Origin of the sequence: Pseudoalteromonas sp. MM1, from assembly GCF_030296835.1 — a bacterium.
Classification (GTDB): domain Bacteria; phylum Pseudomonadota; class Gammaproteobacteria; order Enterobacterales; family Alteromonadaceae; genus Pseudoalteromonas.
Map to the genome: position 1 here is coordinate 543,991 of NZ_AP027922.1, position 20,133 is coordinate 564,123.

Annotated in this window: 20 protein-coding genes; 15 read left to right on the top strand and 5 right to left on the bottom strand. The window is 37.2% G+C overall.

From position 1 onward, the window contains the following. The first annotated feature begins 3 nt into the window (after positions 1–3). From neuB to QUE46_RS02385, 11 genes are all read left to right on the top strand, one after another. A complete protein-coding gene (neuB, locus tag QUE46_RS02335; protein WP_286246049.1) occupies positions 4–1,074 on the top strand; it encodes an N-acetylneuraminate synthase in 1,071 nt (356 codons plus the stop codon). Next, entirely contained in the window at positions 1,067–1,726 is a 660-nt protein-coding gene (locus tag QUE46_RS02340) for a NeuD/PglB/VioB family sugar acetyltransferase (RefSeq protein WP_286246050.1), read from the top strand. The genes neuB and QUE46_RS02340 overlap by 8 nt, the downstream gene beginning before the upstream one ends. After that, positions 1,716–2,774 carry a nucleotidyltransferase family protein gene (locus tag QUE46_RS02345; protein WP_286246051.1) on the top strand — a complete coding sequence of 353 codons (1,059 nt, stop codon included), beginning with the start codon at positions 1,716–1,718 and terminating at the stop codon, positions 2,772–2,774. Before QUE46_RS02340 ends, QUE46_RS02345 begins: the two co-directional genes overlap by 11 nt. After that, positions 2,771–3,739: a Gfo/Idh/MocA family protein gene (locus QUE46_RS02350; protein WP_286246052.1), complete on the top strand. Its 969-nt coding sequence runs from the start codon at positions 2,771–2,773 to the stop codon at positions 3,737–3,739. The genes QUE46_RS02345 and QUE46_RS02350 overlap by 4 nt, the downstream gene beginning before the upstream one ends. 2 nt (positions 3,740–3,741) lie before the next feature. Further along, positions 3,742–4,443 carry a cytidylyltransferase domain-containing protein gene (locus QUE46_RS02355; protein WP_286246053.1) on the top strand — a complete coding sequence of 234 codons (702 nt, stop codon included), beginning with the start codon at positions 3,742–3,744 and terminating at the stop codon, positions 4,441–4,443. After that, entirely contained in the window at positions 4,433–5,191 is a 759-nt protein-coding gene (locus tag QUE46_RS02360) for an oxidoreductase (RefSeq protein WP_286246054.1), read from the top strand. The genes QUE46_RS02355 and QUE46_RS02360 overlap by 11 nt, the downstream gene beginning before the upstream one ends. Then, positions 5,191–5,724 carry a DapH/DapD/GlmU-related protein gene (locus QUE46_RS02365; protein ID WP_286246055.1) on the top strand — a complete coding sequence of 178 codons (534 nt, stop codon included), beginning with the start codon at positions 5,191–5,193 and terminating at the stop codon, positions 5,722–5,724. Before QUE46_RS02360 ends, QUE46_RS02365 begins: the two co-directional genes overlap by 1 nt. After that, entirely contained in the window at positions 5,724–6,929 is a 1,206-nt protein-coding gene (locus tag QUE46_RS02370) for an oligosaccharide flippase family protein (RefSeq protein WP_286246056.1), read from the top strand. Before QUE46_RS02365 ends, QUE46_RS02370 begins: the two co-directional genes overlap by 1 nt. Positions 6,930–6,940: 11 nt before the next feature. Then, positions 6,941–8,002: a glycosyltransferase family 52 gene (locus tag QUE46_RS02375; RefSeq protein ID WP_286246057.1), complete on the top strand. Its 1,062-nt coding sequence runs from the start codon at positions 6,941–6,943 to the stop codon at positions 8,000–8,002. 418 nt (positions 8,003–8,420) lie between these two features. Further along, positions 8,421–9,176 carry an O-antigen ligase gene (locus QUE46_RS02380; RefSeq protein ID WP_286246058.1) on the top strand — a complete coding sequence of 252 codons (756 nt, stop codon included), beginning with the start codon at positions 8,421–8,423 and terminating at the stop codon, positions 9,174–9,176. Beyond that, complete coding sequence (locus tag QUE46_RS02385) at positions 9,169–9,978, top strand: hypothetical protein (RefSeq protein WP_286246059.1); 810 nt, start codon at positions 9,169–9,171, stop codon at positions 9,976–9,978. The genes QUE46_RS02380 and QUE46_RS02385 overlap by 8 nt, the downstream gene beginning before the upstream one ends. A 128-nt stretch (positions 9,979–10,106) precedes the next feature. Here QUE46_RS02385 and QUE46_RS02390 read toward each other — a convergent pair. The 3 genes from QUE46_RS02390 to QUE46_RS02395 all read right to left on the bottom strand — a co-directional run bounded on the left by QUE46_RS02390 (position 10,107) and on the right by QUE46_RS02395 (position 12,087). Next, positions 10,107–11,259, bottom strand: a protein-coding gene (locus QUE46_RS02390; RefSeq protein WP_286246060.1) for an IS3 family transposase whose coding sequence is annotated in 2 segments (ribosomal slippage) — positions 10,107–11,004 and positions 11,003–11,259 — 1,155 coding nt in all. Because the reading frame shifts where the segments join, the coding sequence is not laid out codon by codon here. 75 nt (positions 11,260–11,334) lie between these two features. Continuing rightward, entirely contained in the window at positions 11,335–11,520 is a 186-nt protein-coding gene (locus tag QUE46_RS20280; RefSeq protein WP_374761390.1) for a transposase, read from the bottom strand. A gap of 72 nt (positions 11,521–11,592) precedes the next feature. Continuing rightward, positions 11,593–12,087, bottom strand: a complete 495-nt coding sequence (locus tag QUE46_RS02395; RefSeq protein ID WP_286246061.1) for an IS3 family transposase — start codon at positions 12,085–12,087, stop codon at positions 11,593–11,595. 304 nt (positions 12,088–12,391) lie between these two features. Between QUE46_RS02395 and QUE46_RS02400 the strand changes: the two genes are divergently transcribed. The 3 genes from QUE46_RS02400 (at position 12,392) to QUE46_RS02410 (ending at position 15,259) form a co-directional block, all read left to right on the top strand. After that, a complete protein-coding gene (locus QUE46_RS02400; RefSeq protein WP_286246062.1) occupies positions 12,392–13,558 on the top strand; it encodes a nucleotide sugar dehydrogenase in 1,167 nt (388 codons plus the stop codon). Positions 13,559–13,725: 167 nt separating this feature from the next. Further along, positions 13,726–14,073, top strand: coding sequence for a four helix bundle protein (locus tag QUE46_RS02405; protein ID WP_286246063.1), 348 nt, complete (start codon positions 13,726–13,728; stop codon positions 14,071–14,073). A gap of 181 nt (positions 14,074–14,254) precedes the next feature. Continuing rightward, positions 14,255–15,259: an NAD-dependent epimerase gene (locus QUE46_RS02410; RefSeq protein ID WP_286246064.1), complete on the top strand. Its 1,005-nt coding sequence runs from the start codon at positions 14,255–14,257 to the stop codon at positions 15,257–15,259. A gap of 61 nt (positions 15,260–15,320) precedes the next feature. On the opposite strand, the gene QUE46_RS02415 is transcribed toward QUE46_RS02410, so the two are convergent. Beyond that, positions 15,321–15,500: a hypothetical protein gene (locus QUE46_RS02415; RefSeq protein ID WP_286246065.1), complete on the bottom strand. Its 180-nt coding sequence runs from the start codon at positions 15,498–15,500 to the stop codon at positions 15,321–15,323. Between the two features lie 65 nt (positions 15,501–15,565). Here QUE46_RS02415 and galU point away from each other — a divergent pair, with 65 nt between their 5' ends. Further along, the gene (gene galU, locus QUE46_RS02420) at positions 15,566–16,486 is read left to right on the top strand and encodes a UTP--glucose-1-phosphate uridylyltransferase GalU (RefSeq protein WP_286246066.1); all 921 of its coding nucleotides are present in this window, start codon (positions 15,566–15,568) and stop codon (positions 16,484–16,486) included. A 1,229-nt stretch (positions 16,487–17,715) separates the two neighbouring features. Here galU and QUE46_RS02425 read toward each other — a convergent pair. Then, complete coding sequence (locus QUE46_RS02425) at positions 17,716–19,158, bottom strand: capsule assembly Wzi family protein (protein ID WP_286246067.1); 1,443 nt, start codon at positions 19,156–19,158, stop codon at positions 17,716–17,718. Positions 19,159–20,133: the final 975 nt, after the last annotated feature.

Below are 20,133 nucleotides of genomic sequence, written 5' to 3' on the forward strand. Positions count from 1 at the left end.
TCTATGACATTAATTATTGCAGAAGCTGGTGTTAATCATAATGGCAGTGACGATTTAGCTTTTTCACTTGTTGACGCAGCTCACCAAGCTGGTGCCGATATAGTTAAATTTCAAACATTTAAAGCTAAAAACTTAGTGACTGAAGATGCGGAGCAAGCAGAGTACCAAATTACTAACAGTGGTCAAAAAGAGTCTCAGTACTCAATGCTAAAGCGATTAGAGCTAAGCTACGAAACGCATCACAAGCTAGTTAAATATTGTAATGATTTAGGCATTGAGTTTTTATCTACAGCGTTCGATTCTGAAAGCCTTTCGTTTTTAGTTGATGATTTGGGAATAACTCGCCTTAAGTTACCATCGGGTGAAATTACAAACGCACCATTAGTACTTGAACATGCTAGAACCGGCTGCGATTTAATCGTATCAACTGGAATGGCAACTCTTTCAGAGATAGAGCAAGTACTATCAGTCATAGCCTTTGGTTATATGAACCCAGAAGGTAATCCAACAGATGAAGCATTACAAGCTGCATATTTTTCTGAGCAGGGTAAACAATTACTAAAAGAGAAGGTTACACTTTTACATTGTACTACCGAATACCCAGCACCATTTAATGATATTAATTTATATGCCATGGACACAATGAAAGATGCCTTTAAGCTAGAAGTAGGTTACTCAGATCATAGTGCCGGAATTGTAGTACCTATTGCTGCTGTCGCTAAAGGGGCTGTTTTAATTGAAAAGCATTTTACAGTTGATAAAGCATTGCCAGGCCCAGATCACAAAGCCTCTCTTGATCCTATCGAATTAAAAGAAATGGTTGATGGAATTCGCACTGTTGAAAAGGTACTAGGAGATGGTATCAAGGGGCCGCGTCCATCGGAAGTAAAAAACAAAAGCGTAGCGCGTAAAAGTCTTGTAGCTGCAAACACTATCACCGCTGGTGAACTGTTTAGTAAAGAAAACCTTGTAGTGAAGCGGCCAGGTAATGGTTTAAGCCCTTTAAAATACTGGAATTATTTAAATAAACCAAGTGTAAAAAGCTATGCGGCTGGTGACTTAATAGATGAGTAACCCTAGGTATTTAATTATAGGCGGTGGCGGGCATGCAGCGGCACTTGCCGAAATATTAATTAAGCAAAAAAAAACTATAATAGGTGTTGTGGCACCTGAAATTACTACGGGGCTTAAAATTTTTGATTCTGTGCCGCAATATTTAAGTGATGATGATGTATTAAAATTTTCAGTAGACCAGGTTCTACTTGTCAATGGCATTGGTGCAATGCCGCGACAAACGCTAAGAAAAAAAATTTATACACGTTTTTCTGGGTTAGGGTATACATTTGCAACCATCATTGCAGATTCTGCTGAAATATCCGACTACTCAAGTATAGGGAGTGGTGCACAGGTAATGAATAATTGCGTAGTGAATATTGGCACTGTAATAGCGGAGAATACAATAATAAATACTTCAGCTTCCGTAGATCATGATTGTAATATTGGCGCACATTGTCATTTAGCTCCAGGGTCAACTTTAAGTGGTCAGGTTATAATTGAAGGCAACACTCACATTGCGACCGGTGTTAATGTTATCAATAACATTACGATTGGTGAAAACACCATAATAGGAGTGGGTGCGAATATAACTAAATCAATCCCATCAAACTCTATTGTTTATGGTGCGCGTTCAGTAATTAAAAATTTAGGTGAAACGGATGACAATTAACTGGCAAAAAGTAGTAATAGAGCCTTCAACTTCAATAAAAGAAGCATTAAGAGTTATTGATAAAGAGGCCTTAAGGGTTGCTTTAGTAGTTGATAAAAATAAATTAGTTGGCATGGTAACCGACGGCGATGTACGTAGAGGAATATTACAAGGAATAGAGCTTTCTGCATCAGTAAGCGAAGTAATGAATACTAACCCCGTAAGTGCAAACGTTTCATCAAGTAGTTCCGATTTAAAAGCCCTAATGCAGTCACGTAAAATATTATCACTCCCTATAGTTAATGATGATGATCAACTCGTCGGGCTTAAAACATTATACGATACCCTTGTCATTGAAAAACGTGAAAATCCTGTATTTATAATGGCGGGGGGATTTGGCACTCGTTTAAAGCCTCTAACTGACAATTGCCCTAAGCCTATGTTAAAAGTAGGTGGTAAGCCCATGCTTGAAACGCTAATTAATAATTTTAAAAACCATGGGTTTTATAAGTTTTATATTTCTACCCACTATTTGCCAGAGGTAATCATGGATTACTTTGGTAACGGCGATAATTTTGACGTTGAAATTACGTATGTGCATGAAGAAACACCACTTGGCACGGGTGGTGCGCTCTCACTACTCCCAGATGATTTACCAAAAGAGCCATTAATTATGATTAATGGTGATATTTTAACGAATGTCGATTTTTCTAAAGTGCTAGACTTTCATGTTAAGCAGGCTAGCGATGCCACCATGTGTGTGCGTGACTATGAGGTTAAAATTCCTTTTGGAGTAATTGAAGGTGAAGGGCATGAAATTACAGGCATGGTAGAAAAGCCAACATACCGGTACTTTGTCAATGCAGGTATTTATATAGTGTCTAATCATATTATTAATTCGCTTTCAAAAAATGAACGATTAGACATGCCAAGTTTATTTGAAATCAAGCAAGCACAAGGGCTTAAAACATTAAAATTTCCAATTCATGAGTATTGGTTGGATGTAGGTCGTCATGATGACTTTAAAAAAGCACAAGTAGATATCCATGAGTTAGGTTTTAATAAATGATGCGAGTAGCTGTGATTGGGCTAGGAAATATCGCAAAAAGGCATAGACGTAACATCAAGAAAATGTTCCCTGAAGCGGAAGTTATTGCTATGTCTGCAAGTGGACGACTTCCTGGTGAAATGATATGTAATGCTGATTATATTGTTTCAGATATACAAAACATAATTGATTACACTGTTGAGATGGCGATTATTGCCTCACCAGCACCGTTTCATTCTTTACATGCAATTCCTTTGATTGAAGCAGGTATACCCGTTTTAATAGAAAAACCAGTAACCACTAGCGTAGAAGATGCAAAATTAATAATAAAAGCTAAAAGCAAATACCAAGTAAATGCCGGTGTAGGCTATTGCTTGAAGTATTTATCATCAGCTTTGTTCGTAAAAAAATTTATTGAATCTGGCCGTGCCGGTAGAGTTATTAATGCAAATATTGAGATAGGGCAATACCTTCCTGATTGGAGGCCTAATTGCGACTACAAAAAAAGTGTGTCTGCTGTTCATAGTTTGGGTGGTGGAGTACTTTTCGAATTAAGTCATGACATTGACTATGCTCAGTGGTTATTTGGTAGGTTAGAAATAGAGCATGCTCTTATTCGAAATACTGGTGGACTAGGAATAGATGTTGAAGATGTAGCTGATATATTGGCTACATCACAGTCTGGTTGCGTAGTTAGCTTGCATCTAGATTTTCTACAAAGGCAAGCGTCTAGAAAGTGTAAAATTATTTCTAATAGAGGTGCCTTAGTTTGGGATCTAATCAAAAATCAAGTCGTTTGGTCTGATGAAACGGGTGAATCTGTTTTATTTTCTGATGAGTTGTGGGATAGGAATAAAATGTACCTAAACATGCTGAGCGATTTCAATAATAAAAATAAATCGGATAGCTTTTCAAGTATTGAATCTGCCTTATCAGTTGTAGAACTAATAACGGATATTAAAACCAAGTTCGGAATAGGGAGTTAGGTATGAAAAACTTTGCATTTATTTTTGCCCGAGGTGGCTCAAAAGGTTTACCAGGTAAAAATATTAAGCCACTATTAGGTAAGCCCCTCATTGAATACTCAATTGATATAGCAAAATCCAGTACCTCAATAGATAAAGTTTTTGTTTCAACAGATGATAGTGAAATAGCTAAAATTGCTGCAGACGCTGGTGCTGGAGTTATATTTCGTCCGAATGAGTTAGCTACAGATAAAAGCCCTGAATGGTTAGCTTGGAGGCATGCTATTGAACATGTAAAGCAACTGCATGGGGAATTTGATAGTTTCATAAGCCTTCCCGCGACAAGCCCTCTCAGAAATTTATATGATGTTGAAGCAGCTATTTTAAAGCGGGTTGAAACAAAAGCAGATATTTGTATTTCAGTTGTTGAAGCTAGTCGAAGTCCATTTTTTAATATGGTTAAACAATCTAAAAATGGTTTTTTTGAACTAGTGAATGAGCCAGAAAGTTCAGTTGAGCGCAGGCAGGATGCGCCTAAAGTTTATGATATTACTACGGTTGTTTATGCAGCATCACCAAGTTTTATAATGCATAATTATGGTTTATTCTCAGGGAATGTAACTAGCATTGAAGTACCAAAAGAAAGAGCGGTAGACATAGATGATATCTATGACTTTTTGTTAGCTGAGGCTATTTTGAAGAAAGGATTAAGTAATGACTCTTAAAAATAAAACAATATTAATTGTAGGTGCCGGTGGCTTACTTGGGGCTAATGTTGTTAAAGCATCTCAAAGATTAGGTGCTAAGATAATTGCGGCCGATGTTTGTATTAAAACATTAAGCGAAAAGTTATTGCAATCTGGCGTAGAGTTAGAACAAGTTGCTTTTGAAAGTTTAGATATTACTGACGCTGAAAGCGTTGCTTCGCTTTTTGCTAAGTATAATTGTTTAGATGCTGCAGTTAATTGTACTTACCCAAGAAATAAATCGTATGGTGCCCATTTTTTTGACGTTGAGCTAGAGAGTTTTAATGAAAATCTAGCTTTACATTTAGGCAGCGCTTTTTTATTTACTCAGCAATGTGCAAAGTACTTTAAGGAGCATGAAAAGCCTTTTTCATTAGTTAATATATCATCTATTTACGGCGTGATAGCTCCCAAATTTGAGGTGTATGATAATACAACAATGACAATGCCCGTTGAATATGCAGCAATAAAGTCAGCGATACTGCATATGTCAAAATATACAGTAAAGTATGTCAACGATAGTCGCTTTAGAATAAACAGTGTCAGTCCCGGTGGTATCTTTGATAATCAACCAGAGAGTTTCCTGTCTGCATATAAAAAAAATACTCATGGTGAAGGGATGTTGAATGTTGATGATGTTCTAGGAGCAGTAGTTTTTTTATTGTCTGATGATTCTAAATTTATTACAGGCCAAAATATCGTAGTTGATGATGGGTTTTCACTATAATGTTAAATAAATTTATTTTTTGGATGAAATGTGACCGGTTAGGCCCTGATATACCTCTGACTCATTTTCTTCTTCATTCAAGGCGCTTAGGAAGATGGCTTTGTAAAAAAAAGTTTCACTCATTCGGAGAGGGAAGTTTTTTTAGACCTGGGGCATATGCTATAGAATCAGAAAAAATTTCTATAGGTAAAAATGTTATTATCCGTCCTCAAACCATGTTATTTGCCTCACCTAATTCTGAGAAAGTACAAATAGTTATTGAGGATTATGCATTAATTGGTTCTGGAGTGCATGTTTATGTTTCTAATCATGAGTTTAGAGACGTTGAGCGCCCAATATTTTTCCAAGGTCATGGTGAAGTAATACCAGTAACCATTAAAAAAGGCTGTTGGATTGGAGCCAACTCAATAATTCTACCGGGGGTCGAGGTTGGTGAGAATTCGGTCGTAGCAGCAGGTAGTATAGTGACAAAAAACGTTCCGGATAATACTGTTGTAGCAGGCTGCCCAGCTAAACTAGTTAAGTCAATCTAATGAACCTTAAAAAAGATGTAGTAATTTATCTTTTTGGTGAGTTATTTTCTAAGCTAACTCCTTTTTTACTATTACCTATTGTTGCTAGGCAATATGGAGCAGATGGAACGTATTTTTACACTACTTATATTCTACTAGTATTTATTACTCAAAGCTTGATGACTGGTTGGTTATTACCATATTTGGCCCTGAGTTTCATTAGGTCACAGCGAACATATCAATACCTATATTACGCAAACAGTTTGTTTCTGTGTTGTTTTTTTATGATTATGTTGGCTATTGTATCCGTTGAATTTTGGTTGTTACAAAGTGGTCTGTTATTAACTATTTCTATCTCTATTTTAGGTGGTGCTGGGTCTTCAATGTTCGCGCTTTTTCTCAGTGCAAAACAGTATAAGAAGCAATCAAAAAAATATGTAACAAGTAATGTACTACGCTCAATCGTGTATTTAGCCTTCAGTATTATAGGTGTTTATTATTTCAACTTGAGTATTTATGAGTTAATGCTCGGGCATGCTGTAAACAGCTTCTTACATGGTTGCTTATTTTCTAGTAGGGAACTTAAAACTCAAAAATTCAAGGGGAGGGTTAAGCCCGCAATATTTATTTACCCGATAAAATATGGTTTGCCTTTACTCCCTGGTATAATTTTGAACAATGTCAGGACTGGCTTAGATCGATTTTTACTTGGTATTTCGTATTCGGTTACAATCGTTGGTTTATATGCAGCTTCATACCAATTGGCTTCAATAGTAATGGTTCTTTCAACTGCGCTCACAAAAGCTGTAGGTCCTACTGTACTTAGGTTTGCTATTAATCAAGAGTCAAATAAAATTAGAAACGTATTTTTGTTTTTCTGTTTAACTCTTCTCTTTAGTAGTTTATTTACAGCGGTAGTTATTGAGTATTTCGGAGTAATCATTCTTGGTGAGGAGTTTTCAGAAATACATAAATTTTCAATGCTGCCTCTTATATTTCTTTTTCAAGGTATTAACGGTTTCTTTGTTATTCAATTCCAAGCGGAAAAAAAAACAGGGGATGTTTTAAAAATAAATTTAGTTAGTATATTGATTTACAGTATTATTGTTAGCCTAAGCGTCTCACAAAGTATCAATTATTTCCTCTTATCTTTAGTTTGTGCTTCTGCTTTGAACTGTTTACTTACTTTTCACTTCGGTGGTAAAAAAATGCTCTCTTCTCGATAAGGTTTTTTGTTTTGAATTTATACATATGTCAAACCGTTAGACATCTATTAATAAGCTTGCTTCATGCAGCCCAAAGCAAGTTGGTAAAAACTAAAATAGTCATTAACTTTGAGCATCAAAATTTGAAAAAGACCATGTTCGATGAGAGTATACTTTCATCTGTTTTTTTTGATATTGAAATCATATACTTATCAGAGGGGAAGGTTGTTTCTCTTATTAACTCAGATAATTTACTCGGTAAGAATAACATACTCTCTAGAAACCTTTATATAGGTAAAAGTGGGATAGGTCTTATCCATGAAAAATTAAAGTCATTTTTACCGATTTCAGATGAATTATTTATTTTTCACGATCAGGTGTTTCTGAGTAAAATTTTTAAGTCTCATAGGTCTGTTACATTGTTTGACGATGGATTGGCAAATTACTCATATAAAAAAGAAAGGCATCCATTAAAAATAATTTTGAGGTTACTCCAGTTTAAGCACCCTATAAAATATGCTTACGGTGAACATACACAGATTGCTCAGATGTTACTTACTCATGGTAGGGTTGAAGATTTACCTAAACATATTAGGTTTAAAGCTAGAGTATTTAATTTTCAAAACTATTTAAGAGAGCCTGCTAATACTACATTTCTTAAAAAGTTTTTTAAATTAAAAGTTGTAACTGATACCGAACTTTTGATTTTGACTCAGAATTTAGACGGTGCTGGGGTTTATAAAAAGGCAGACAAACTTGGTATTTATGAGGTCCTTATAAAAAGGCTTATATCTTTAGGGTTTAGTAGAATAGCAATCAAAATCCACCCATCTGAAGAGGCAGTTGATTACGTTTATTTAGTAAATAAATATAATTTAGAACTAATTGATTCTAAAGTCCCATTTGAACTCATTTCTATTTTATTTAGCAACAACCTGAATGTTGTCTCGCTTTATTCTAGTAGTGAAATTTTAATGGATAATACAGGGGTAAAAGTAAATATGCATAATATATTAAAAGAAGGGTGGAAAGGTTGGCCACCTATTAATGCGGTCTATGAAAGAATAAATAGGTTGCTTATTGATGTTAGCTAACTTTAAAGGTACTTTTTTAGGGGGGAGTTTCTTACCACTATTACTGTGTTGTATGTTAATTAACCGTTATAGCATTGACGTGGGGTTTAGAATGACACCTATATACTTTTTACTCCCCTTTGTTTTCATTTTAACGGTTTATACTAGAGTGAGGCCAATCAGGTTAAATCTGATAGAGCTCTCTTTTATTCCTTTTTATTTTTTTTGTTTACTATCATTTTTCTATTCAGTGGATCAGGAGTTAAGTTTCAGGTTTACTTTAGGTTTAATTTTAGTCCTTACGACATTTCTCATAATTAGAACTGTGTTAATGAACTCAAATAAGAATTTTGCAAGACTGTTGTATCACACTGGGGTTATATACATAGTGCTTAGCGTGTTGTGGTATGTTTTAGGATTGTTGAACATGAGTATTTACATGGAACATTCAGATTTTTATGGTGTCACTATTGAAAAATCAATCCCTCGAATGATAGGTATTAATAATGATCCTAATATTTGTGCATTAACTCTTTTGCTTTTTTCTTTTATGTTTTATTTTTCGAAAGAAAAATTTTCTAAGCTTTTCTTCTATACTGCTTTTTTATGTTTAGTCTTAACTCTTTCGAGAGGAGGGATAGCCGCTTTATTAGTAGGCTTTATGGTTATCTTTTTTATGGTTAATAAATTTGAAAAATTAAAATTTATAATGATTGTAATTGGAGCGCTATTTATTATATTTGCTTTGGCACTTATCTACCCAGACTCATATGAGTTATTTATAGAAAAAAGGTTAAGTGGACTAGAAGAAGGGGGGGGGAGGTTTCAAATTTGGACTGACGCATTTGTTTTATTACAGGATAAACCTATTTGGGGCTATGGCATATTCTCTTTTAGAACTATAATGGAACATCATTTTGGAATATCAAAATTTGCCCATAATACTTTCGTTGAAGTCTTATTAGAGTTGGGCTTTATAGGGATTACTCTATTTTTAATTCCTTTATTAACAACTTTATTAATATGCATCCGATTATCCTCTGTGAATGAGTACAAATTTATGCTACCCGCTTTTGTTTCTTTATTAGTTGCAATGAATGGCCTCTCAATATACATAAACATTATCTTTCTATTCTTTATCTTGGTAATTTCAGTGGCCTCATACAGGTTAAAAATTGGTGTGTCTAATGGTTAGTATTCTAATATCTACCATCTATGACCGCATAGATTTATTAAATGAAAAAAACTATCCACAAAACCCTGAGGTAACTTATTTTATATCTTGCCAAGGCTATAGGAATAAAGAAATAAGACACTATGAGGAGGCTCTAATATCAATATTTGGTAAGAACTGTAACTATAGCTTTATGGAAGGTTATGGCCTTTCTAAAAATAGGAATAATGCTATCACTTTGGCTTTGAGTAAATCAAATAATGATACATATTTTTATATATGCGATGATGACATAAGTATCGACATAGATTCTTTGTTGAAAGTGTCAGCTATTGCATCTCATGAAAAGCTTGTATGTGTAGTTGGAATGGTCAAAACAATAAATGGTTATTTTAAAAATTACCCTGCAAAGCAAAGAACATACTCTCGGTTAGATTGTTCTAAAGTTAGTAGTGTTGAAATGCTTGTTTGTTCGGATTTTATTGAGAAAAACAAGCTGCATTTTGATGAGAGGTTTGGCCTGGGGGCAGAATACCCTTCTGGTGAGGAATTTGTTTTTTGCAACGATATTATAAGTTTGGGAGGTAAGGTAAGGTTTTTTCCTATAGCTTTTTGTGAACACCCACCTGTTTCGAGTGGCTCCGATTTTTTTAGTTCGCACAATAAAGTTATTGCAAAAGGTGCTATGTTTACTCGTGTCTTCGGCAAGGTGGGAGGGGTCGTATTATCTTTAATATTTGCATTTAAAAAGAAGTCTCAGTACAGGGGCTCCTTAACATTTTTTGAATTTACTAAGCAGATTATTAAAGGAGCTTTAAGGTAGTGAGGACTTAGGTAGATTCTACTGGTTTAACTCAATTATGATTCATCTACTATATTTCTCTTTTTAACCCAGATAAAGTATTAAGACCCTTGTAAGAAGTCTTATAAAAGCTCCAACATATGTTCTGGTCAACTCCAGCCGGACACTTTTCTTAAAGAGTTTTCATACCTTACTGGTGACTGATCATTATTAGCTGAGTGCAGCCTTTCCAGATTGTAATATTTCATATATTCAGTAACATCATTTTTCATGTGTTTACGAGTTGGCTGAGCCACTTTTAACAACCAATAATGTTTCAAGCTGCCAAAGAACCTTTCAACAACAGCGTTATCCCAACAAGCCCCCACATCACCCATGCTTGCTCGCATACCAAACTGCTTTAATAGGTTGCGATATCGCTTACTCGTATACTGAGACCCTCTATCAGAATGAAATACCAAGCCTTTGGTTGGTTTTCTTAGGTTATAAGCCCTAATCATGGCTTTCATTACTAAATCAGTCGTCATACGTTTATCAATATGCCAGCCAACAATTCGACGAGAATATAAATTCATTACAACAGCAAGGTACATCCAGCCTTCGCCAGTTTTCAGGTATGTCACATCGCCAGCCCAAATCTGGTTGGGTGCTACCGGATTAAAGTTTTGGTTAAGCAAATTATCTGCAACTGCATCAGAGTGTTTACGCTTAGTTGTTACTTTATAAGCTACTCGCTGTTTAACCACTAAATTGAGCTTCTCCATTAACTTTCGAGTTTTGTAGCGCGTTATTTTAAAACCTTCTTTGCGTAAGTTCTTACATAGCTCACGGTAGTCTAAGCTTTCTCTGCTGCGTTTAAACAGCGCTTTGGCTCTACGATAATGCAGCCCTTTGGCCGTTATAAGCTTTGCTGGACGCGCCAGCCATGCGTAATAACTTGAGCGACTCACCTTCATAGCTGAGCATAGTTTTATAACGCGAAAAGCTTGGCTATTTTCTTTGATGAACTGATACTTTACTTCATTTCTCTCGCAAAGAAGGCGCTGGCTTTTTTAAGATCTCTTTCTCCATTTTGAGATCTTTGTTTTCTTTTCTCAGGCGTTTTAACTCTGCGCGCTCATCTTCATTGAGCGAATTACCAGTTTGTTGCTCTTCGAATTTAGCTTTCCAATTATAAATAAGTTTGGTGGTAACCCCTAAAGAGGCTGCGGCCTCTGAAACTGAATAGCCTTGTTCTGTTACCAGAGCGACTGCTTCTTGCTTAAATTCAGTTGTATAAGATTTATTTTTACGTCTTGTCATTTAACACCTCAATATTAGGACATTGTCCATTATTAAAGTGTCCGGCTCAATTAAACCAGTTCATCACTAAGTGAGTCATTGAGGCCGTTCATAATTATAAATATCTAACCACTCATCAGTGATTTCTCGTACTTCTTGTAGTGACTCAAACAAGTATAAATCTAGCACTTCTTCACGGTAACTTCGGTTAAACCTTTCTACAAAACCATTTTGATAAGGTCTACCAGGTTTTATAAACTCCAGTTTGACATTGCTTCCCATAGCTTAAGTTTCAAGCGCAGTGGAAGTAAACTCAGGGCCGTTATCTACTCTAAATTGCTTTGGTTTACCACGCTAAGCAATAATATGTTTTAGTGTCCTAATCACTCTCTCAGCCGTTAAACTGGTATCAACTTCAATGGCTAATGCTTGTCGATTGAAGGCATCGAGTACATTTAATGTTCTAAATCGATGACCGTAGCTTAATGCATCACTCATAAAATCCATTGACCAAGATTCATTATGTTGTGTTGGAGCACTTAATGGCTCAGGTGTTCTTGTTGGAACACGGCGCTTACCCTTTCGTCTCAAGTTAAGCTTTAGCATGTTGTTAACTCGTTCAACACGCTTCTTATTCCACGACTTACCTTTATTGCGAAGCCTTTTGAATAGCTTCGGTAGGCCACACCTTTGATGGCGCTCTACCAGTGCAAGAAGTGTGTCGATAACTTCATCATCTGATGGCCGTTTATATTTGTAATAAAAAATTGAGCGGCTTAGCCCTACCGCTTCACAAGCAAATGCGACGCTGACGTCAAATTGAGTTTCGGTGAACTTGCTTTTTCTCATCGTAAATTTTCCTATTTTAGTTAATGGAAAATTTTACTTATGAACTGTTTTCATTTTTTTGGGGAGTTTGATTTGCTATCCCTGAATTTTTAATGTTTTACAGCTTTATAGTTATGTTTGCAATTTACTTAGTTATTTTAATTAACTACTGCAAAATTATTAACTTTTTTAGACGCAAGTTAGACCTGCCTGAAAAGCAATATTCGGCCGGTAAATAAGAGCAAGCTTAAATATAATACCTAATGCCATACAACTCTGATAAAATCACACCTATTAATTACTAACTAAACCTTAAAGGATTAACATGAAAATTGCCGTGGTAGGTACAGGCTATGTAGGCCTTTCGAACGCTATGCTTTTATCGCAACATAATGAAGTGGTTGCACTTGATATAGATGAGCAAAAAATAGCATTATTAAACAATAAACAGTCACCTATTGTTGATACCGAAATAAGTGAGTTTTTAACGCGTGACGACTTAAACTTTACAGCCACTACCGACAAAGTAGCCGCTTATAAAGATGCTGACTACGTAATTATAGCAACGCCAACCGACTACGATGTTGAAACAAACTATTTTAATACCAGCTCGGTTGAAGCTGTAATTAAAGACGCTATGGCGCATAACCCTAACGCGGTTATGGTGATTAAGTCGACAATTCCGGTAGGCTTTACGGCCGATATTAAAAAGCAACTTAACGCTGAAAATTTAATATTTTCCCCTGAATTTTTACGTGAAGGCAAAGCCCTTTACGATAACTTACACCCATCACGTATTGTTGTAGGTGAGCAAAGCGAGCGCGCAACTATTTTTGCTAACTTACTTAAGCAAGGTGCAATTAAGCAAGATGTTGACGTGCTATTTACCGACTCAACAGAAGCTGAAGCTATTAAGTTATTTTCTAACACTTATCTTGCAATGCGTGTTGCTTATTTTAATGAGTTAGATAGCTACGCAGAAGCACACGGCTTAAATAGCAAGCAAATTATACAAGGCGTAGGCCTAGACCCGCGTATTGGCAGCCACTATAACAACCCGTCGTTTGGTTACGGTGGCTACTGCTTACCAAAAGACACCAAGCAACTACGTGCTAATTACCAAGATGTACCAAACAATATTATTGGCGCGATTGTCGATGCAAACACCACTCGTAAAGACTTTATTGCTGATTCAATTATTAAACGCAGCCCTAAAATTGTAGGTGTGTACCGTTTAGTAATGAAAACAGGTTCCGATAATTTTAGAGCCTCTGCCATTCAGGGCATAATGAAGCGTATTAAAGCCAAGGGTATTGAGGTTGTTGTATTTGAGCCAGTGCTTGAAGAAAACGAGTTTTATCACTCGCGCGTTATAAAAGACTTAAATGAGTTTAAGCAGATATCGGATGTAGTGGTCTCTAACCGTATGGTAGAAGAGCTTAGCGACATTGCAGATAAAGTATATACACGCGATTTATTTGGTAGTGATTGATTGGATTATAGGTTGAAGGCTTAAGGTTAAAGGCTGAAGGTTAAAGGCTGAAGGTTAAAGACTGAAGGTTAAAGACTGAAGGTTAAAGACTGAAGGCTAAAGGTTAAAGACTCAAGGTTAAAGGCTAAAGGTTAAAGGCTGAAGGTTAATTTATATTAGGGGGCGTTGTGCAATTTGAAAACTTAAACGTTTGGCAACGCTCTGCTGACTTAGCTTGTGAAGTTTTTATTTATTTTAAGACTAGTAAGCAATTTGGGCTAAAAGATCAAATTACACGATCTGCATTATCAATTTCATCAAATATTGCAGAGGGGTATGAAAGGAAAACAGCTAAAGACTACTGTCGTTTTCTCTCTTACTCTAAAGGTAGCTGTGGTGAGCTTCGTTCACAGCTATATATTGCCTTAAAAATTGGTGAGGTTGATACAAAAACAGCAGAAACCTGGATAGAAGAGTCTAGGCAGTTATCAAAAATGATATCTGCCTTAATGAAAACTATTGAAACTTGGGATTAGGCTTTTTTTGAGTAGTTATCTTTTTACTTTGAACTTTGACCTTTGAACTTTGAACTTTGACCTTTTTACTTTGAACTTTGACCTTTGACCTTTGACCTTTGACCTTTGACCTTTGAACTTTGACCTTTTTACTTTGACCTTTCACCTTTAATCTTTCAACTTTACCAAACTTAGGAATTTTATGAAGTATTTAGTTACAGGTGCTGCGGGCTTTATTGGTGCTGCAACGTGCCAAAAGTTATTGGCTGCAGGCCATGTAGTTGTTGGTATAGATAATCTAAACGATTATTACGATGTAAATTTAAAGTTGGCACGTTTAGCGCAGTTTGAAAACCACGATAACTTTACGTTTATTAAGCTTGATATAAGCGAACGTGCAGCAATGAGTGAGTTATTTACTGTAGAGCAGTTTGATAAAGTAATACATTTAGCTGCGCAAGCGGGTGTACGCTATTCAATAGAAAACCCAGATGCCTATGCCGACTCTAACCTTGTAGGGCATTTAAATGTGCTAGAAGGGTGTAGGCATAACCATGTTAAGCACCTAGTTTATGCATCATCAAGTTCTGTTTATGGCCTAAACGAAAAAACGCCGTTTGAAACAACCGATAGTGTTGATCATCCTGTTTCGTTTTATGCGGCAACCAAAAAAGCAAATGAGCTAATGGCACACAGCTATTCGCATTTATATAGCTTGCCGACCACTGGACTGCGCTTTTTTACGGTTTATGGCCCGTGGGGTCGCCCAGACATGGCACCGTATATTTTTACTAAAAAAATACTCGACGGCGATACCATTGATATAAACAACAATGGTGATATGTGGCGTGACTTTACCTACATAGACGATATTGTAGAAGGTGTTGTACGCGCTGCTGATGTTATACCTACAGCAAACCCAGATTGGCGAGTAGAAAGCGGATCGCCTGCTACAAGCTCTGCCCCTTACGCTGTTTATAATATTGGCCACGGCAGCCCAATAAACCTAATGAAGTTTATTGAAGCAATTGAGACCGAGCTAGGTACCGAGGCAAATAAAAACTTCCGCGAAATGCAAGCAGGCGATGTTTATAAAACATATGCCGACACGCAAGATTTATTTAATGCGACTGGCTACAAAGCTCAAGTAGACGTTAAACAAGGCGTTAGCGAGCTAATTAAATGGTATAAAAACTTTTATAAGTAAGCTTTATAGCGAAATAAACACTGCTTTTTTAAAAGCAGTGTTTATTTAAAAATAGTTTAATTTACACTTTGATAGCTGATAGCTGATAGCTGATAGCTGATAGCTGATAGCTGATAGCTGATAGCTGATAGCTGATAGCTGATAGCTGATAGCTGATAGCTGATAGCTGATAGCTGATAGCTGATAGCTGATAGCTGATAGCTGATAGCTGATAGCTGATAGCTGACAGCTTCCCATTCATTCAGCCCCCATCTACATTTAACCTGCTAAGTTAAAAATAATTAATTTATAAATAAAGGACTACCCATGAAAGCTGTTATTCCTGTTGCTGGCCTTGGTACGCGTATGCTGCCTATGACTAAAGCAATCCCTAAAGAAATGCTACCAATTGTAGATAAGCCCCTAATTCAATACATAGTAAGTGAGTGTGTAGCTGCCGGTATTAAAGATATTGTACTGGTAACGCATAGCTCTAAAAACGCTATAGAAAATCATTTTGATACTAGCTACGAGCTTGAAGCAACGCTTGAAAAACGCGTTAAGCGTGCTCTGCTTGAAGAAGTACGCTCTATTTGCCCTACCGATGTAACAGTTATGAGTGTACGCCAAGGCGAAGCTAAAGGCCTAGGCCACGCTATTTTGTGTGCAAAGCCAATTGTGGGCGATAACGATTTTATTGTACTGCTGCCAGATGTGATACTTGATGCTTACACAGCCGATCAAAAAACTGAAAACTTAGCAGCTATGATCAAACGCTTTAACGAAACTAAAGCAAGTCAAATTATGCTTGAGCCGGTAGCACAAGAAGATGTAAGTAAATACGGTATTGCTGATATAAACGGCGTGCAATTAACGCCAGGCAACAGTGCGGCAATTAAAACCATGGTTGAAAAGCCAGAGGCTGATAAAGCGCCTTCAAACCTTGCTGTAGTAGGGCGTTATGTACTAAGCAAAAACATTTGGCCACTGCTTGCTAAAACACCAGTAGGTGCTGGTGGTGAAATACAATTAACCGACTCTATTGATGAGCTAATGAAGAAAGAAACCGTTGAAGCGTTTCACATGAGTGGCCGCTCGCACGACTGTGGCGATAAGCTAGGCTACTTAAAAGCAATTGTAGAATACGGAATGCGCGATACTAAGCTTGGTAACGATTTTGGCCAATACTTAACGTCGTTAGTTAACGATGAGCCAGCTGCGCAATCTGATAATGTTGTAAATTTATAATATTGTAGAATCTATATTATTTATAAGCGCGGCTATTTGCCGCGCTTTTTTGTGGGTGTATGTATTTTGGCTGACAGCCAGCTATTGTGCTCTGCGTGAGCAAGCTTCACGCCTACAAAGAATTTAAAGCATTCATTCACAAAGAGGTTAAGAGACGCTGTGCTATAGAGGGTAACGTTGTAGGCGCCTTGCTTGCTGACGCAATTAGGCTTTATACAGCATTGAAATAATAAATTTAAACGCGAGGAAAACTCGCTGCTACTTATATGTTTTCTCATTTACTCCTCTTTTGCTTCTCTTTGTGCAATAGGCTTTTAAGTAACTTATTCACTAAGAGGTTAAGAGGCGCTGCGCTTTAGAGGGGAACGCTGTAGTCGCGGCTTTATGCCGCGTTAAGGCTAAACGCGAGGAAAACTCGCTACTACTTAAATGCCTTACTCATATACTCCTCTTTTGCTTCTCTTTGTGCAATAGGGTTTTAAGTAACTTATTCACTAAGAGGTTAAGAGGCGCTGCGCTATAGAGGGGAACGCTGTAGTCGCGGCTTTATGCCGCGTTAAGGCTAAACGCGAGGAAAACTCGCTGCTACTTATATGTTTTCTCATTTACTCCTCTTTTTCTTCTCTTTGTGCAATAGGCTTTTAAGTAACTTATTCACTAAGAGGTTAAGAGACGCTGCGCTTTAGAGGGGAGCGCTGTAGCAGCGGCTTTATGCCGCGTTAAGGCTAAACGCGAGGAAAACTCGCTGCTACTTATATGTTTTCTCATTTACTCCTCTTTTGCTTCTCTTTGTGCAATAGGGTTTTAAGTAACTTATTCACAAAGAGGTTAAGAGACGCTGCGCTCTAGAGGGTAACGTTGTAGTCGCGGCTTTATGCCGCGTTAAGGCTAAACGCGAGGAAAACTCGCTGCTACTTATATGTTTTCTCATTTACTCCTCTTTTTCTTCTCTTTGTGCAATAGGCTTTTAAGTAACTTATTCACTAAGAGGTTAAGAGACGCTGCGCTTTAGAGGGGAGCGCTGTAGTCGCGGCTTTATGCCGCGCTTTTTTGTGGATGTATATATTTGGTTAGTACCAAGTTATTATGTTTTGTGTGAGCAAGCTTCACGCCTACATAGGTTTTATGCTCGGAGTATATTGTTATTTTGTAGGCGCTTGCTTGCTGGCGCACTTAGGCTAAATTTAAGCTTTTAGAAGCAAAGCTTTAAGGTGCGCCTTTAATAAACTTTAAAAATTTGCGAATACAGCTAACCTTGCAAAGGTTTCTCCAAATACATCTTTACCTTGATAGAGCTCTGCGCCCCAGCTTTGGGCGCCCATTATTGGTTTGCTTAACTTACGTGTATAGGCTGTTTGCAGCTCGTAGCCTGTTTTATAGCCGCTGTTTTTATTTTTAAGCGAACGAATAGTGGTATTGAACGTTTCTATAGAACTTAACTGCCAGTGCCAATTTATACTCATTGATTTAGCTGGTGTGTAGTCGGTGTAGTTGTGTTCATCGCCACCCCAGTGGCCAATAACATTACCAGAATTACGGTTTCCATCTTTGTAAATGCTATTTGCGTACCAAAGCTTTTGCCAATTACTGTGTTCAAAGCGTAAGCTGTGGTTGTTTGCAATAAAGGGAAAATATAAACCAAAGCTATAGGCGTTATTGCGTGAACCACCCAGGGTATCTTCTAGTGCAACCTCTCCATATAGCTCAAACGGAAGTGAATATAGGCTGTTGTTGTATTCAAATGTTATAGAGCCTAGTTGATCGCCTAGCTCGTAGTTTTCTCCAAGCTCATCGGCATCCTTTCTACCTATGTTGTCTTTACTGCCAGGGCTAAAAAAGCCTTCAGCAAAATCTTTTAGTGTTACACTACGTGGCCCGCCACCAAATTGCATTAAGCGGCTTAGGCCTATAGTTAAATTATCGGTAGCTGCAAAGCTTGTGTGCAAACCAAATAAATACGGTTTACCTGGCTCGTAAACTCTTTCTACACCTGTTTGTTTACCCTCTTTTAATATGCCGCTTTGTTCTGTCATTTGGCTAATAAACATGTCGTATCTAATGTTAAAGCTAGTGATTGGTTCTACGTTACTAAGCGTTATAGAAGGTGTAGTTTTAGCTTGTGTGCTTAATAACATAGCGCTGTCTTCAAAGGGAGAGTACCAATGCTCACGGTAACCAATATCTAGTTGGGCGTATTTATACCCTAAGTATATAAAGCTTTGCGTTGGGAGTATTTCGTCTTCGTTGGCTATACCCGCAACACTAACACCAAAGTGGCGTCCAAAGTTTGCATAAGCACCGCCTTCAGCAATTAGGTTAGTTTTTGTGGTTTGCCCGCGCTGATTTGGCAGTGTTTTATCTTTTGTACCTGCGGCTATGGTTAACTTTGCAAAAGCGCCTGCATCACTTTGTATGTAGGGGCTAAGCTGATAAGAAAGTGTTTGGTATAACTCAGGGTAAGTATGCCTAACAGTTTGCAGCACTTTATAAATATCATGCGCTTTATAGGGCTTACTCATTATGTGCGTATTTTTACTTACAGCTAAAAGGCGTTGTACTTGGTGCTCAAGCTCGGGTACTTGATTTAAAGGTAAATATGGTGAAACCCCGCCTTTAGCCATTACATTTGCACTGATTGCCATCCCGACAAGTAGCGATATTTTTTTTAGCATAATTATTCCGTTAGCAAAAAATTGTTTAAGTAAAAAACGTTAATGCGAGGTTAGCAATAAATAACTAAGTAAGAAAGAGAAAGACTCACCCTATGTAGATAATTACCAGCTATTTTAAGTAAGCGCCTTATTTGTAGCCCAAATGAGCTTTAGGCTAAGTTTTATTTTATAGGCCGCAGTTTGGTGGCATATTTGTAATTTATTATGCATATATATTGATGCAAAACGTTTTACGCGAGGTAAACTCGCTGCTACATGTATGTTTTTTATTTACTCCTCTTTTGCTTCTCTTTGTGCAATAGGGTTTTAAGTAATTTATTCACAAAGAGGTTTAGAGGCGCTGCGCTTTAGAGGGGAACGCTGTAGTCGCGGCTTTATGCCGCGTTAAGGCTAAACGCGAGGAAAACTCGCTGCTACTTGCATGTTTTCTCTTTTGCTTCTCTTTGTGCAATAGGGTTTTAAGTAATTTATTCACAAAGAGGTTTAGAGGCGCTGCGCTTTAGATGGTAGCGTTGTAGGCGCCTTGCTTGCTGGCGCACTTAGGCTTTATGCCGCGTTAAGGCTAAACGCGAGGAAAACTCGCTGCTACTTGCATGTTTTCTCTTTTGCTTCTCTTTGTGCAATAGGGTTTTAAGTAATTTATTCACAAAGAGGTTTAGAGACGCTGCGCTTTAGATGGTAGCGTTGTAGGCGCCTTGCTTTCTGGAGTTTAAAGGTAGTGCTTTTACAGTGGTTATTATATTTTAAAGCCATGAGAAGCTTCGCTTCTAACGTGAGCAAGCTCTACGTCTACAGCCCAAATAAGCTCTGAAGCTAAATTTATTGTAGGCGTCTTGCTGCATAGTATAGATATTTCAATTGCGTGAGCAAGTTTCACGCCTACGAATAAAATATAACCGTATTTATTGTAAACGCGATGCTTAATAATTTATTCTGGCTAACAGCTAACAGCTAACAGCTAACAGCTAACAGCTA

Excerpts from the sequence above, each read along its gene's own strand:
- neuB (WP_286246049.1), top strand. The coding sequence starts at position 4 with ATGACATTAATTATTGCAGAAGCTGGTGTTAATCATAATGGCAGTGAC.
- QUE46_RS02340 (WP_286246050.1), top strand. The coding sequence starts at position 1,067 with ATGAGTAACCCTAGGTATTTAATTATAGGCGGTGGCGGGCATGCAGCG.
- QUE46_RS02345 (WP_286246051.1), top strand. The coding sequence starts at position 1,716 with ATGACAATTAACTGGCAAAAAGTAGTAATAGAGCCTTCAACTTCAATA.
- QUE46_RS02350 (WP_286246052.1), top strand. The coding sequence starts at position 2,771 with ATGATGCGAGTAGCTGTGATTGGGCTAGGAAATATCGCAAAAAGGCAT.
- QUE46_RS02355 (WP_286246053.1), top strand. The coding sequence starts at position 3,742 with ATGAAAAACTTTGCATTTATTTTTGCCCGAGGTGGCTCAAAAGGTTTA.
- QUE46_RS02360 (WP_286246054.1), top strand. The coding sequence starts at position 4,433 with ATGACTCTTAAAAATAAAACAATATTAATTGTAGGTGCCGGTGGCTTA.
- QUE46_RS02365 (WP_286246055.1), top strand. The coding sequence starts at position 5,191 with ATGTTAAATAAATTTATTTTTTGGATGAAATGTGACCGGTTAGGCCCT.
- QUE46_RS02370 (WP_286246056.1), top strand. The coding sequence starts at position 5,724 with ATGAACCTTAAAAAAGATGTAGTAATTTATCTTTTTGGTGAGTTATTT.
- QUE46_RS02380 (WP_286246058.1), top strand. The coding sequence starts at position 8,421 with ATGGAACATTCAGATTTTTATGGTGTCACTATTGAAAAATCAATCCCT.
- QUE46_RS02385 (WP_286246059.1), top strand. The coding sequence starts at position 9,169 with ATGGTTAGTATTCTAATATCTACCATCTATGACCGCATAGATTTATTA.
- QUE46_RS20280 (WP_374761390.1), bottom strand. The coding sequence starts at position 11,520 with ATGGGAAGCAATGTCAAACTGGAGTTTATAAAACCTGGTAGACCTTAT.
- QUE46_RS02395 (WP_286246061.1), bottom strand. The coding sequence starts at position 12,087 with ATGAGAAAAAGCAAGTTCACCGAAACTCAATTTGACGTCAGCGTCGCA.
- QUE46_RS02400 (WP_286246062.1), top strand. The coding sequence starts at position 12,392 with ATGAAAATTGCCGTGGTAGGTACAGGCTATGTAGGCCTTTCGAACGCT.
- QUE46_RS02410 (WP_286246064.1), top strand. The coding sequence starts at position 14,255 with ATGAAGTATTTAGTTACAGGTGCTGCGGGCTTTATTGGTGCTGCAACG.
- QUE46_RS02415 (WP_286246065.1), bottom strand. The coding sequence starts at position 15,500 with ATGAATGGGAAGCTGTCAGCTATCAGCTATCAGCTATCAGCTATCAGC.
- galU (WP_286246066.1), top strand. The coding sequence starts at position 15,566 with ATGAAAGCTGTTATTCCTGTTGCTGGCCTTGGTACGCGTATGCTGCCT.
- QUE46_RS02425 (WP_286246067.1), bottom strand. The coding sequence starts at position 19,158 with ATGCTAAAAAAAATATCGCTACTTGTCGGGATGGCAATCAGTGCAAAT.